This window comes from Flavobacterium sp. P21, from assembly GCF_050632225.1.
Classification (GTDB): Bacteria; Bacteroidota; Bacteroidia; order Flavobacteriales; family Flavobacteriaceae; genus Flavobacterium.
In genome coordinates this window covers 3148524-3162525 of record NZ_CP192585.1, presented here as the reverse complement: position 1 = coordinate 3162525, position 14002 = coordinate 3148524, and the positions used below count along the sequence as shown (strand labels likewise).

Below are 14002 nucleotides of genomic sequence, written 5' to 3'. Positions count from 1 at the left end.
TAAAGTTAGTGATTATTTTTTAACATTTACACAATTTCAGTTTTTTTTACAAATATACCATGTTGCCGTTTTAAACATTACAATTATTCGATTCCATAATTTAAAGGCAACATATCACCAACTCTTTTTTCCGAAATTTTTCCTGAAAAAAGTATGTCTTGAATATTTGAATTATTTCCATACTTATAAATATAAAAACTTTTTGTTTCAAAAGTGATTCTCGACGCTTCTTTTTTATCAAAGATAAGATTATATGATACAATATACTTTGAGTTTAGATTTGTATTTTCGCCATTATCTTGAGGAATCAATTCTACTTTTGCAAAATCGCCTTCTTTAGTTATTTTAAAACATTTAGTTGGATCCTGATTATATTTACCTTTAAACAACAAAAACTTCTTAGCTTCCCAATCTGTATTTGCTAAATTTCTGAAAAACTGAATTTGAGATCCCTGAAACGTTTTTTCTCGTCTTTTTAAAACTTTAGCACTATTATCAATTTCTTCAAATCGACTTACGCCACCATAAAAATTTTTATATGCATCTATTGAATTAATGCTGAATCTATTAAAAGAAACTTCAAAAATCACCAATTCAAAATCAATTTTATATCCTAAGGCTGGATTTATAATTACCAAAGGTTTATCTGAAGAGGCTGTAAACAGCAAATTCTTTTTATCATAATTAAATTTAATATCATCTTCATTTTTAATAATAGCTGATTTAGCATTACTAGTTTTTCCTAAAAATATTCTCTAAACAGCTTTAGTTTCTGAGCTCTTGTAAACTCATTATTATTGTTAACTACAACTTCTTTAAGCTCATTTTCCGAAATCTTCAGTGTAATATTTAATGGCTTCGAAACATCTAATCCCGACAGATATTCGGTTTGATATCCCATTGAACTAATTACTAAAATACTATTAGCATTAGGTTCATACTTGATAGAAAATTTTCCATCAGCATCTGAAACTGTTGAAATTGTTGTACCATCATAGTAAATATTTACTCCTTCTATTGGAGTATTATCCTTGCCTATAATTTTACCATTAAGATTATGTTGTGAAAATATAGTGACCGCAGAAAATAAAAACAAAAGAGTAAAGAGTTTTTTCATTAAAGCCAAAAGGTTTGATTAATTAGTAGCTAATTAACCAAACCTTTTTGTATTTTCCTAAAAATATACCTATTTTCTTATAAAATATCAATATCGCCTTTACCTTCCCTCACAACAACTGGCTCATGTTCTGACAAGTCAATAATAGTCGAACCAACGTTGTCGCCATAACCTCCATCAATTACCATATCTACAAGATTTTGCCATTTCTCGAAAATCAGTTCAGGATCTGTGGTATATTCAATCACGTCATCTTCATCACGAATAGAAGTTGAAACAACCGGATTTCCAAGCTGACGAACAATTTCTAAAATAATATTATTATCAGGTACACGAATACCAACTGTAGTTTTCTTTTTGAACTCTTTTGGCAAATTATTATTACCTGGCAAAATAAAAGTATAAGGACCTGGCAAAGCTCTTTTCAATATTTTGAAAGTCGATGTATCGATCTGACGCACATAATCTGATAAATTGCTCAAATCATGACAAATAAAAGAAAAATTTGCCTTCTCTAATTTGACCCCTTTAATTTTTGCAATTTTTTCTAATGCGCGTGAATTGGTAATATCACAACCCAAACCGTAAACAGTATCTGTCGGATAAATTACCAAACCTCCATTCTGAAGCACTTTAACCACTTTTGCAATGGCGGCTTCACTAGGTTTATCTGGGTATATTTTTATGAATTCAGCCATTATGCTTTTTGTTTAAAGTTTTGTTTGTTTCAGGTTTAAAGTTTGTCAGGCTGAGCGAAGTCGAAGCCCACGTCCAATTGGAGCGCCCTTCGACTTCGCTCAGGGTGACAAATGTTTTCAAAACTTGAATTTTTTTATCCTACGACATCTAATTTAGCAAATCTTAACAACAATTTCTTGATTCCGCCTACTTCAAATTTAATTTCTGCTTTTTTATCTGCGCCAACACCTTCCAGATTAATCACTTCGCCTTTTCCAAAACGCTCGTGCATTACTACATTTCCAACCGTTAATTTGCTATCAAATAAATTTGGAGCACCAGCATTTGGATTCGTTCCTCCAACTGGCTTAAGCTTTCTGATATTTAAATCCGGTTTTGGACTATTGTCTGTAATATGTTTTGGCGGAGTTCCTCCAACTGGCTTGCTTAATCTCAGTTTCGATTTATCAACATCTCCAAAAATATCTCCGTCAATTGGAGATTTGTAACGATAATTAGTTTCAGACGGAGTCAAATATTCTAAATACTGACCATCAATTTCCTCGATAAAACGAGACGGTTCACTATCAGTTAATTTTCCCCAACGGTAGCGAGATTGCGCATATGTCAAATACGCTTGATGTTCTGCACGTGTCAATGCCACATAAAACAAACGACGCTCTTCTTCCAATTCGCTTCTTGTACTCATACTCATGGCAGAAGGAAACAAATCTTCTTCCATTCCCACCACAAAAACGTGCGGAAACTCCAATCCTTTTGCCAAGTGAATCGTCATTAGAGCCACACGATCTTCATCGTTGGTATCTTTATCTAAATCGGTTGCTAAAGCTACATCTTCCATAAATTCAGAAAGTGCACCTCTAGCTCCGTCAATCTCTCTTTGTCCTTCAGTAAAATCTTTGATACCATTTAAAAGTTCTTCGATATTCTGAATCTTCGCCATTCCTTCCGGCGTAGCATCTTTCTTCAATTCTTGAACCAATCCGGTTTTCTTTGCAACGTGATCCGTGATATAAAAAGCATCCTGATTTTGATCAATAACCTGAAAGCTCTGAATCATCGTTACAAAATCTTTCAATTTGTTCTTGGTTCCAGCATTCAGTTTCAGGTCGATTTTATCGATATTCACCATTACTTCCCAAATAGAACGCTTGTAATGATTTGCCGCAATAGTTAATTTTTCAACAGTTGTATCCCCGATTCCACGTGCTGGATAATTGATGACACGAATTAAAGCTTCTTCGTCTTTTGGATTTAAAACCAAACGCAAATAACATAAAACGTCTTTAATCTCTTTACGTTGATAGAAAGACAAACCTCCATAAATTCGATACGGAATATCACGTTTTCTTAAAGCATCCTCCATTGCACGTGACTGCGCATTTGTACGATACAAAATGGCAAAAGCGCCATTATGCAACTGATTCTGCATTTTCTGCTCAAAAATCGTGCTCGCTACAAAGCGCCCTTCTTCGGCATCTGTCAAACTTCGGTGGACTTTAATTCTTGGTCCAAATTCATTCGCTGTCCAAACTACTTTATCAAGCTTTGTTTTATTATGATCCATTACAGTATTTGCCGCTTCAACAATATTTCGTGTCGAACGGTAATTCTGCTCCAAACGGAACATTACCACGCCTTCATAATCTTTCTGGAAATTCAAAATATTATTAATATTCGCTCCGCGGAAAGCATAAATACTCTGTGCATCATCTCCAACCACACAAATATTCTGAAATTTATCCGATAAAGCTCTAACAATCAAATACTGAGAATGATTCGTATCTTGGTACTCATCAACCAAAATATAACGGAAACGATTTTGATATTTCGCCAAAACTTCAGGAAAACGTGTCAGCAATTCATTGGTTTTCAACAACAAATCATCAAAATCCATTGCGCCGGCTTTAAAACAGCGCTCCACATATTGCTGATAAATTTCACCCAATCTTGGTCTTTTTGCCATAGCATCGGCTTCAACCAATTCCGGATTATTAAAATAAGCTTTAACGGTGATTAAGCTGTTTTTATAACTAGATATACGACCTAAAATTTGCTTTGGTTTATAAATATCGCGATCCAACTGCATTTCTTTAATAATTGAAGAAATCAATCTGGCCGAATCCTGAGAATCATAAATCGTAAAATTGGAAGGATAACCCAAATGATCTGATTCTGCTCTAAGAATACGAGCAAAAATAGAGTGAAACGTTCCCATCCAAAGGTTTTTCGCTTCAGATGCTCCCACAATATCCGAAATCCTGTGTTTCATTTCTCTCGCCGCTTTATTGGTAAAAGTCAGCGACAAAATATTGAATGCATCAATTCCCTGATGCATCAAATAAGCAATTCTAATCGTTAAAACACGGGTTTTTCCCGAACCTGCACCAGCAATAATAATCATTGGCCCGTCTTTCTTTAAAACAGGCGCTCTCTGTGCTTCGTTGAGCTGGTCAATATATTTCTGCATGTAATTTATCTCCTTATATATGCAAAAATAAGAATTAAAACTCTAAATAGCTACTAAGATTCTAAGGTTCTAAGATGCTAAGTTTTTTCTTTTTTTAAGCCGAACATTAGGCATTTTTTCAGGCATGGGTTCCCGCTTTCGGCTATATCTCTTCGCTCTGTCGCGAGGATACCGCCTCAATCGGGGCTAAGAACAAACATTTTTTTGAGATCCTAAGCCACTAAGACTCTAAGTTTTTTATTTAGGCAAAAAAGAAAAACTTAGCAACTTAGCATCTTAGAATCTTAGCAACTTACTTAAAAAACACATCGTAAGCAAATCGAATCAAAGTCCCTACCACAACAATCAAAAAGAAAATCCTAATAAAACTATTTCCTTTATTAATAGCCAGTTTTGCACCAAGCCATCCTCCAAGACCATTGCTGATTGCCATTGGAATTGCGATTGCCCAGATTATTTTTCCCTTGATCATAAAAAGACAAATTGAACCAAAATTCGTTGCCAGATTTACCATTTTGGCATTCGCGGAAGCGTGCAAAAATCAAACCCTAAAAGCGCAATAAATGCAACTACAAAAAAACTTCCTGTTCCAGGGCCAATAAATCCGTCGTAAAATCCAACAATCATACTAATTAGAACAGCATAGATAATTTGCGTAACTTCTGAATGTTCTTTGGCTTCATGCTGTCCAAAATTTTTCTTTGCATACGTATAAACAAACAACAACGACAAAACCACCAATAAAAGCGGTTTCATAAAATCATTGCTCACTAATGTCAAAATTGTAGAACCCAAAAATGCCGATGGAACTGCCAAACACATCATTATAATCAACAACTTCCACTGAATTACAACCTTTTTTAAATATTGAAAAGTCGCAAAAGAGGTTCCCGTAAATGCTGGAATTTTTAACGATCCAATAACTGTGGAAACTGGAAGATTTGGCAATAAAATCAATCCCATTGGAGTTTGGATTAATCCACCACCGCCGACAATAGCATCAATAAAACCCGCTGCAAAAGCGACCAAACAAAGCAAAATAATTATATATGAATCCATTAAAAGTATGTTTCGGTAGATTTTGAAAAAGTACTTGCAAAAGTAAGCCTTTCCGTTTTGTTTATTACCAAAAATTTAAAATGGATTTCTCATCAAAAAGTATATTTTTGCTAAAAAATTAACCCAAATGGATTTTACAAGAATTATAGAATTAGCCAGTTATACTTTACCTGCAATTGTAACCGGATTTGTAGCATACAGTTTTTTTGAACTGCATATCAAAAACAACGATAAAAAACGTGCTTTTTTATTGAATAGAGATTACCAGAAGCAATCATTACCTATACGTTTGCAAGCGTATGAGCGTATGACGTTATTTTTAGAACGCATCAATCTGACGAAATTACTAATTAGAGTTGCGCCAATCTCTAACGACAAACACGATTACGAAAATTACCTTATTGACCAAATCGAAAATGAATTCGAGCACAATTTGACGCAACAAATTTATATGTCTGAAGAATGCTGGACCATAATCACAACGGCAAAAAATGCAACAATTCAAATGATTCGTAAAAGTGCAATGAGCGACCGTGTTGAAAATGCAGATAAATTACGTGAAGTTATTTTGAATGATTTATTAGAAAAACAATCTCCAAGCAATGTCGCTTTGAGTTTTATTAAAAATGAGGTTGCGGACTTGTGGTAGAATAAAGATTTGAAATTGCAGATTGTAGATTTTGACATTTTAATCTACAATCTAAAATCTACAATCTGCAATCTCAAATCAATATCTTATTATCACTCATAACTTCAGACTTATTCTGAGCATATTCATATCCTTGCTTCCACCATTCCTTCATGATCTCTTTATTGAAAATCAAAGCATTATCAGTAAGTTTAATTGGGGTATAGTATAAATTTAGTTTTACATCTTTGTTGCTTGCCATAAGTTTTCCTATAGCAATATCATGTTTTTCTACTTGATCGAGCGCAATTCGGAACAAATCAATCATTAATGAAAACGGATTTTTACCAATAACCGTTTTAGTAGTATTTACTTCCGTTTCCAAAACAATTACATCAATTTCAGTAGCGCCGCGATTGATAGCTTCACGAATTGGCACTAAACTTGAAAAACCGCCATCACCATATTCGCAGTTGTTCTTTTCAACCAAACTCATAAACGGAACATAATTACTTGAAATCCAAGACCATTCTATAAACTCTTCATAAGTACAATCTTTCACCGATTTATATTCAGATTCGTTTTTAGTAAAATTAGTAACGGTTACAATAACATCAGTTTTGAGTTTTTTAAGCTTATTAAAATCCGATAAAGAAAAATTGTTTCGGATATATTTCTTCAAACCTTTGCTTTCCCCAAAAGTTCGTTTTCCTTTAAGAAACTGGCGCAAAACATTGAAGTGATTTATTGTAACAATATCAACGCCTTCTTTGTTTTTAACTACAAATGGACAAATATTAAAAATACTGGACATTGTAACATTAGTATAAACCGAATGGATTTTTTTGATGTGTCCAAGAGCTAAATGCGGAATAAGCAAACTCCCTGTAGAAGTGCCTAAAAACAAGTCGTATTCGTGATTTTTTTCTTCGATTAAATATTGTGCAACTCCGCCGGCAAATGCGCCTTTACTTCCGCCGCCAGAAATAACTAATGCTCTCATATGTGGTATTGTAGGTTTTATTTTTTTAGAAAATAGAAGAAAGATGTAAGAGCAAAGACATATAAACATAAATCTTTAATCACTTTTTGTTTCTTGATACTTTCTTGTCTCTTGCCTCTATTTTATTCTTTCAGCAATCGATTCAATTGAAATTGTTCATCGGGGGTCAAATTAGGCAAAATTCTTTCAAACGAAGCACGCATTTCCGAATTTTTTAATAACATTCTGATTGTATCTCTTCCAAATTTTGAAAACTGCCACATATGATGCGTTGTCGATGCAACTAAGTTACTCAAAACCTGATCGTTGATAATTTTAAACGCAATTAGTTTTTCAAGCGCATTTTGTCTGGTTGTTGCTTCATATTTGGTTGAAGAAAAATCAATCAATTCAGTTACAAGTTCCTCAGGATTTTCAGCATAATTTGGAGTAGATAATGCCAGTGAAAGCCACATCGTACGAAGATTATAATCATTAAAACCGATCCAATCTTTTGATTTCTCCAAATAAGTTTTTCGATGTTCTGGAAAATTTCTCCACAGCCAATATAATGCTACTTCTTGGGTTTGATAGGATTTATCATCTAGTAAAGTTTCATATTCAGCTCTAAAATCTTCAGGTAATTTAATTAAACTTTCAGCAACGGTTTGACGAATCTGAACATCATTGGTTTTCATCGCTAATAACAATAATTCCTTTTTAGCTTCGTATTTCTCATTTTCCAATTGATCAATAATTGCTTCTTTTACCGAGTGATAAACATCTGAATTCAAGGTTTTAACAAAAAAATCTTTCTTTTCTTCCAAAGGCGTTTTTTTCAATTTATCAACCTCTAACCGAATCTGAATTGCTTTGTTTTTGCTCAATAGCGCATTTGCAGTTGACGTATCAAAAACCGTCGATTCTAACCATGTTTTTTGAAATTTTTCCAAATCAAAATTAGATACTTTTCTGATTTCACTAAAAAAATCTTCTGTTTTTACCGTTTGATACGCATATTTTTTAAGATAACTTTTTATTGCTTTTTTAAATGCTTTATCTCCAATTGATTCATGCAAAACAAAAAGCGCCCAAGCTCCTTTTTCATAAAAAGTAAGTGAACTGGCTTTTGGATTCAAAACCGGAATTGAATCGGTTCTTGAAGCAAATTTTATTTGTTGAGCAGTGTCATAAAGTTTCGAATAAAAATAATCGTCGCCAAAAATATCGCGTTCAGCTAAAGCCGCGTAATAAGTTGCAAAACCTTCCTGAAGCCAATGATGTTTACTGCTTTCGGCTGTAATCAAATTCCCAAACCAATGATGCGCTAGTTCATGCGCATCGACATTTGTATAATTGCGATCTCCAAAACCAATTGAATCAACAACATATCTAGTCGCAAAAAGTGTCGAAGTTGTGTTTTCCATTCCGGCATACAAAAAATCTCGCACGGGAATCTCTCTATAAATTCCCCAAGGATATTTTACGCCGATTTCTTTCTCTAAAAAATCAAAAATACGTTTTGAATAGCGGTAAGTAGATTCAAAGCGCGACGCATCTTTATTTTCTAAATAATATTCTAGAGGAATACCCGATTTTGATTTAGATTCTTTTTTATCGTATTTCCCAATAGCAAGCATTAAAACATAAGAACTCATTGGTTTTTCCATTTCATATTGCCAATAAAATGAATTTCCGTTTTGAGTTTTTTCTTTTAAAATTCCGTTCGAGACAACTTGATAAGCTGTATCATAAGTTATTCCTAGGTTAAAAACGACTTTTTCATTTACATCATCAAAACTCGGAAACCAATTGCTGGTGTATCTTCCCTGCCCTTGCGTCCAGATTTGAACCTCTTTATTTTCAATATCAACAAAATACAAAGCTTGCTTTGGTTTTGCTGTATATTCAAAAGTCAAATGATTTTCGCCTTTTTGAAAATTAGAAACGATTGCCAATTGCTTACCGGAATTAACGAAAACAGCATTGTGATTATTGATTTTTACATTGGAAAATTCCATGTTTTTTGCATCAATTTTTATGGTATCAATTGGTTTTAAAACCGAGAAAGTATAGTCGACATTTCCTGAAATTGATTTTTCTTTCGAATTTAATGTTAGTTTCCCCGAAGCCGATTTAAAATCAACATATTGGGTTTGTTGGGCAAATACGAAAGAAGTTATGAAGAGAAAAATGTATTTCATTAAAATTTTGAATTTATTCCAAATTCCCAAAGTTACAAACCTTTCATCAACAAATAGAATGAAATTTGTAAGTTTACGATTTAAAATTCCAAATCGTGTCAACACCTAAAAAATCCATATTCAACTGGAGCAGCCGGAAAAGATTCTGCTCTTTCTCTCTATAAAATTCTTCAAAATCCTGATTTTAAAATCGAATATTTGCTTACGAGCGTGAATCAACAATTTCAGCGAATTTCAATGCACGGCGTTCGCGTTGAATTACTGGAAGCGCAAGCAAAAAGCATTGGAATTCCATTAAAAATCATGGAAATTCCGGAAATGCCAACTATGGAAGTCTATGAAAATGTGATGTTTGAAACATTGGCAGAACTAAAAAATAAAGGCATTTCGCATTCTGTTTTTGGCGATATATTTTTAGAAGATCTTCGCAAATACCGTGAAGATCAATTAGCAAAATTGGGCTTTGAAGGTGTTTTTCCAATTTGGAAGATTTCGTCGCATGATTTGATTCAGGAATTTATTTCTCTCGGTTTTAAAACTATCGTGGTTTGTGTAAATGAAAAATATCTAGACAAAAGTTTTGTTGGCCGAATTATAGACCAAGATTTCATCAATGATTTACCAGAAAATGTCGACGTTTGTGGAGAAAACGGCGAATTTCACACTTTTGCTTTCGATGGTCCGATTTTTTCAAAACCTATAGATTTTGAAATTGGTGAAATCGTTTACCGCAAATATGAAAAACCAAAAACCGACGATTCTTCAAACAAAGCTTGCGACACAAACGACAAAACTGCTTTCGATTTCGGATTTTGGTATTGTGATTTGATCGCCAAGTAAGAAGTTAATTTTGCAAATAAAGCTAATTAAGATGATTTTAAAAGAGAATACTGAATTGAAAAAAGCATTAAAATTCCTGAACGAAATAGGAATTGATGTTATAGAAAAACAATTGGATTCAACTTTTTTGCCTGGATTAGAATTGGGTTCTAATTGCATCTATATTGATTATGAAAAACTTTTATACCCTGGCGATATATTGCACGAAGCAGGACATCTTGCAGTTGCAACTTCTGTAGAAAGAAAATTAATTGGCACCAATCAAATTTCTATCGACTGGCCGACACAAGGAGACGAAATTGTCGCAATTTTATGGTCATATGCGGCTTTACACCATTTACAATTGCCTTTAGAATTTGTATTTCATTCTAATGGCTACAAAAATTCTTCAGATTGGTATATTTCAAATTTTAACTCCAAAAATTATATCGGTTTACCACTACTTGAATGGATGGGGTTGTGTCTTGGAAACGAACGTGCAGAGAAAGAACATAAAACTGCATTTCCTGCAATGCAAAAATGGCTACGTGACTAAAATTTACTCCGCATACATTTGTAGTAGATTCGTAACGGTATTCCAGTTTCTCATTGTTGTGATAACATTCAATTTTTTCTCGATGTATTTACCTTCCAACCTTGTTTTTCCAGCTCCAATGGCATATTTAATAAAAATCCTATTACCGTCAATACTTGCTTCATCTGGCTTAAATTGACTGATTTTCAAATCATTTATACTTTCTTTTTTAAGGCAATTGAGACAAAGGCCACATAAAGCTTTTTTGTATCAATATCTTTCTCTTTCAGGAAAGGATTGTTTTTAAAACACAATTCTAAATCTTCTTTGGCAATCACAATCGTAGGAACTTCATGGCCAAAAACTTTAAAAATTTCCTGTTTTATCATGAAACCAACTTTCGCCGCATCTTCTTCGCTGTCAACAAATACATTTCCAGATTGCAGATAAGTTCGAACATTTTGAAATCCGATGTTTTCCAGCATGGTTTTCAAAGCATCCATTTTCATCATGTTATGACCAGAAACATTGATTCCGCGTAAAAGAGCTAAGTGTGTTTTCATATTCAAAGTTTTTTAAAAAGAAAAAAGTATTCAATTAAAAAAAGAATACTTTTGATTGTTTAGCAAACTTACGGTTTTTATTTTGCTTTTTTTGTACGTATAGTCGCGATCACACATACTTGCATTGTCTTTTAAATAACCTGATTTATCCAAAGTTAAACTCTCAATTAAACCACCTGTACAACTTGATATTAAAAAATTTTGCTCTGTGTACGTTAAAACAAAAACAGTTGCGTTTTCGGTTGTTTTTATTTCAAAAGTTCCTGATAAAATTGTGATCTTATTATCATAATTTCGTGTTTTTGTAAAAGTGTTATCTTTATTAAATTGATACGAAAATTGTGTCGAAGATGGGTCACTTGCATACGGTTCAACAGCAAATTGATTCCATTTTCCATAATAATCAGAAACAACCACATCATCAGAATCATTGTTTGAGCAAGAAATAAGCGTTAGAACGAAGGCAAATAATAGTACAATTTTTTTCATTTTTTCTAAAGTTTTAAGGTTAATATTAATAAGACTTAACTTTATAAAAATAGTTGCGCCTTAAGCTATTGAATTAACAATAAGATAATATGGAAAGCTTGAAAACATTATCAAAATCAAAAAAAGCACTAAACATAAGATTTTCAAATTTCCTAATTTAAATCTATCTTCGCTTTTTAATAAAATTCCAATTAATCCCGATGCATCGGGACCAAATTTCAAATCCAATCAATCTAAAATCAACAATCTAAAATCTAAAATTCCTAAATGTCTAACAATCTTCTTGAAACTCCTATCGAATACCTAAAAGGCGTTGGCCCGACTCGTGGCCAGTTGCTTCGCAAGGAATTGGGAATTCATAAATACGGAGACTTAGTTAATTTTTTTCCGAATAGATATATTGACAGAACACGCTATTACAAGATAAACGAACTCCAAAATACAGGAACTGAAGTTCAAATTATTGGAAAAATCATCAATATCAAAACAGTTGAATTTGCCAAAAACAAAAAGCGTTTGGTTGCCACTTTCGTGGATGATACTGGGCAAATTGAACTGAATTGGTTTCAAGGACATAAATGGATTAGGGAGAGTTTAAAACTGAATGAGACTTTAGTAATTTTTGGAAAATGCTCTCTTTACGGAAGTCAATTTAGTATGGCACATCCGGAAGTTGAGCTTTTAAGCGAACATGAAAAAAGTCTTCGTTCTGCAATGCAACCTGTTTATCCTTCGACTGAAACTCTTGCTAATCGAGGGATTTCGAATAGAACAATCAATAAATTAATGGAACAATTGTTTATTGAAACACAAGCTTTGTTTACTGAAACTTTTCCGCCATATTTGATTGAAGAATTGAAATTGATTCCGAAAAGAGCGGCTTTATTCAATATTCATTTTCCAAAAAGCACTGAAATTTTGGCGAAAGCCCAATTCCGATTAAAATTTGAGGAATTGTTTTTCATTCAACTTCAATTAATTACAAAAAATTTAATCCGAAAACATAAAATAAAAGGGCATCCGTTTACTAAAGTTGGTGAACTTTTCAATGCATTTTACCAAAATCATTTGCCTTTTGATTTGACCGGAGCTCAAAAAAGAGTACTAAAAGAAATCCGTACCGATATGGGAAGCAATGCCCAAATGAATCGCTTGCTTCAGGGTGATGTGGGTTCTGGAAAAACAATTGTTGCCTTTATGAGTATGCTTTTGGCAATTGACAATGGTTTTCAGGCTTGTTTGATGGCGCCAACGGAGATTTTGGCCAATCAGCATTTTATTGGTTTATCGGCATTTGCCAATACTTTAAATATCAATATTCGAATATTGACCGGCTCAACGAAAACTTCTGAACGAAAAATTATTCACGAAGAACTTGAAAACGGAAGCTTGCAAATTATAATTGGAACTCATGCTTTGTTAGAAGATAAAGTGAAATTCCAAAATTTAGGTTTATCGATTATTGATGAACAACACCGTTTTGGTGTAGAACAACGATCAAAATTGTGGAAGAAAAATGATATTCCGCCACACGTTTTAGTTATGACCGCAACGCCAATTCCGAGAACTTTGGCGATGAGTTTATATGGCGATTTGGATATTTCTGTAATTGATGAATTGCCACCAGGAAGAAAGCCCATCCAAACGGTTCATAGATACGACACAAACCGTTTGAAAGTCTGGAAATTTCTTCGCGATGAAATTGCCAAGGGAAGACAAATTTATATTGTTTATCCGTTGATTCAGGAATCTGAAAAAATGGATTACAAAGATTTAATGGACGGCTACGAAAGCATTTCAAGAGATTTTCCTTTGCCACAATATTCGATTTCAATTCTGCACGGAAAAATGAAACCTGCAGAAAAAGATGCAGAAATGAAACGCTTTTCTGAAGGGAAAACCAATATCATGGTGGCAACAACTGTAATTGAAGTAGGCGTAAATGTGCCAAATGCCAGTGTTATGATTATTGAAAGCGCAGAACGTTTTGGCCTTTCACAGTTACATCAATTGCGTGGGCGTGTTGGCCGTGGTGCCGAACAGAGTTATTGTATTTTAATGACGAGCCATAAATTGAGTTCCGACAGCAAAGTTAGAATGGAAACAATGGTTGGCACAAATGACGGTTTTGAAATTGCCGAAGTTGACCTTAAACTTCGTGGCCCAGGTGATTTAATGGGAACACAACAAAGCGGTGTTTTAAACCTTCAAATTGCTGATATTGTAAAAGATCGAGAGATTTTATCTTTGGCCAGAAATTATGCCATGAAAATTTTAAAAGAAGACAGCGCATTGCAAAAACCTGAACATGCAGTTTTAAAAGCTGTTTTTATTGAATTGACCAAAAAGAAAAATATCTGGAATTATATTAGTTAGTTTTTTTAGAAACAAAGGCTCAAAGGTGCAAAGTGACAAAGATTACAACAAACGTGAAACT

General features: G+C 33.5%; 10 protein-coding genes and 3 pseudogenes. 4 read left to right on the top strand and 9 right to left on the bottom strand.

The features are described from left to right. Positions 1–83 precede the first annotated feature (83 nt). From ACQ9BO_RS15875 to ACQ9BO_RS15855, 5 genes and pseudogenes are all read right to left on the bottom strand, one after another. A complete protein-coding gene (locus tag ACQ9BO_RS15875) occupies positions 84–668 on the bottom strand; it encodes a hypothetical protein (protein WP_431241534.1) in 585 nt (194 codons plus the stop codon). A 74-nt stretch (positions 669–742) separates the two neighbouring features. Further along, positions 743–1117: a carboxypeptidase-like regulatory domain-containing protein gene (locus ACQ9BO_RS15870; RefSeq protein ID WP_431241533.1), complete on the bottom strand. Its 375-nt coding sequence runs from the start codon at positions 1115–1117 to the stop codon at positions 743–745. A gap of 77 nt (positions 1118–1194) precedes the next feature. Then, positions 1195–1815 (bottom strand): L-threonylcarbamoyladenylate synthase, encoded by a 621-nt coding sequence (locus ACQ9BO_RS15865; protein WP_207296351.1) that lies wholly within the window; start codon positions 1813–1815, stop codon positions 1195–1197. Positions 1816–1949: 134 nt separating this feature from the next. Beyond that, positions 1950–4286 carry an ATP-dependent helicase gene (locus tag ACQ9BO_RS15860; RefSeq protein WP_431241532.1) on the bottom strand — a complete coding sequence of 779 codons (2337 nt, stop codon included), beginning with the start codon at positions 4284–4286 and terminating at the stop codon, positions 1950–1952. A 292-nt stretch (positions 4287–4578) separates the two neighbouring features. Continuing rightward, positions 4579–5345: pseudogene (locus ACQ9BO_RS15855) on the bottom strand (sulfite exporter TauE/SafE family protein). Positions 5346–5472: 127 nt separating this feature from the next. Between ACQ9BO_RS15855 and ACQ9BO_RS15850 the strand changes: the two are divergent. Then, entirely contained in the window at positions 5473–5994 is a 522-nt protein-coding gene (locus tag ACQ9BO_RS15850; protein ID WP_431241531.1) for a hypothetical protein, read from the top strand. A 73-nt stretch (positions 5995–6067) separates the two neighbouring features. Here the strand turns inward: ACQ9BO_RS15850 and ACQ9BO_RS15845 are convergent, their stop codons facing one another. Both ACQ9BO_RS15845 and ACQ9BO_RS15840 read right to left on the bottom strand, forming a co-directional pair. Beyond that, the gene (locus ACQ9BO_RS15845) at positions 6068–6976 is read right to left on the bottom strand and encodes a patatin-like phospholipase family protein (protein ID WP_431241530.1); all 909 of its coding nucleotides are present in this window, start codon (positions 6974–6976) and stop codon (positions 6068–6070) included. Positions 6977–7098: 122 nt separating this feature from the next. Next, positions 7099–9159, bottom strand: a complete 2061-nt coding sequence (locus ACQ9BO_RS15840) for a M1 family metallopeptidase (protein WP_431241529.1) — start codon at positions 9157–9159, stop codon at positions 7099–7101. Positions 9160–9254: 95 nt separating this feature from the next. Between ACQ9BO_RS15840 and ACQ9BO_RS15835 the strand changes: the two are divergent. Next, positions 9255–9999 (top strand): annotated as a pseudogene (locus ACQ9BO_RS15835) (diphthine--ammonia ligase). A 55-nt stretch (positions 10000–10054) separates the two neighbouring features. After that, positions 10055–10534, top strand: coding sequence for a hypothetical protein (locus ACQ9BO_RS15830; protein WP_431241528.1), 480 nt, complete (start codon positions 10055–10057; stop codon positions 10532–10534). A gap of 3 nt (positions 10535–10537) precedes the next feature. Here the strand turns inward: ACQ9BO_RS15830 and ACQ9BO_RS15825 are convergent. Together ACQ9BO_RS15825 and ACQ9BO_RS15820 are read right to left on the bottom strand one after the other, a co-directional pair. Continuing rightward, a pseudogene (locus ACQ9BO_RS15825) lies at positions 10538–11076 on the bottom strand (DUF1697 domain-containing protein). Between the two features lie 30 nt (positions 11077–11106). Then, entirely contained in the window at positions 11107–11565 is a 459-nt protein-coding gene (locus tag ACQ9BO_RS15820; RefSeq protein ID WP_431241527.1) for a hypothetical protein, read from the bottom strand. A 267-nt stretch (positions 11566–11832) separates the two neighbouring features. On the opposite strand from ACQ9BO_RS15820, the gene recG reads away from it, so the two are divergent. Beyond that, a complete protein-coding gene (gene recG / locus ACQ9BO_RS15815) occupies positions 11833–13941 on the top strand; it encodes an ATP-dependent DNA helicase RecG (protein WP_431241526.1) in 2109 nt (702 codons plus the stop codon). Positions 13942–14002 lie beyond the last annotated feature (61 nt).

Coding starts and splice junctions, on each gene's coding strand:
- ACQ9BO_RS15870 (WP_431241533.1), bottom strand. CDS start 1,117: ATGAAAAAACTCTTTACTCTTTTGTTTTTATTTTCTGCGGTCACTATA.
- ACQ9BO_RS15865 (WP_207296351.1), bottom strand. CDS start 1,815: ATGGCTGAATTCATAAAAATATACCCAGATAAACCTAGTGAAGCCGCC.
- ACQ9BO_RS15860 (WP_431241532.1), bottom strand. CDS start 4,286: ATGCAGAAATATATTGACCAGCTCAACGAAGCACAGAGAGCGCCTGTT.
- ACQ9BO_RS15850 (WP_431241531.1), top strand. CDS start 5,473: ATGGATTTTACAAGAATTATAGAATTAGCCAGTTATACTTTACCTGCA.
- ACQ9BO_RS15845 (WP_431241530.1), bottom strand. CDS start 6,976: ATGAGAGCATTAGTTATTTCTGGCGGCGGAAGTAAAGGCGCATTTGCC.
- ACQ9BO_RS15840 (WP_431241529.1), bottom strand. CDS start 9,159: ATGAAATACATTTTTCTCTTCATAACTTCTTTCGTATTTGCCCAACAA.
- ACQ9BO_RS15820 (WP_431241527.1), bottom strand. CDS start 11,565: ATGAAAAAAATTGTACTATTATTTGCCTTCGTTCTAACGCTTATTTCT.
- recG (WP_431241526.1), top strand. CDS start 11,833: ATGTCTAACAATCTTCTTGAAACTCCTATCGAATACCTAAAAGGCGTT.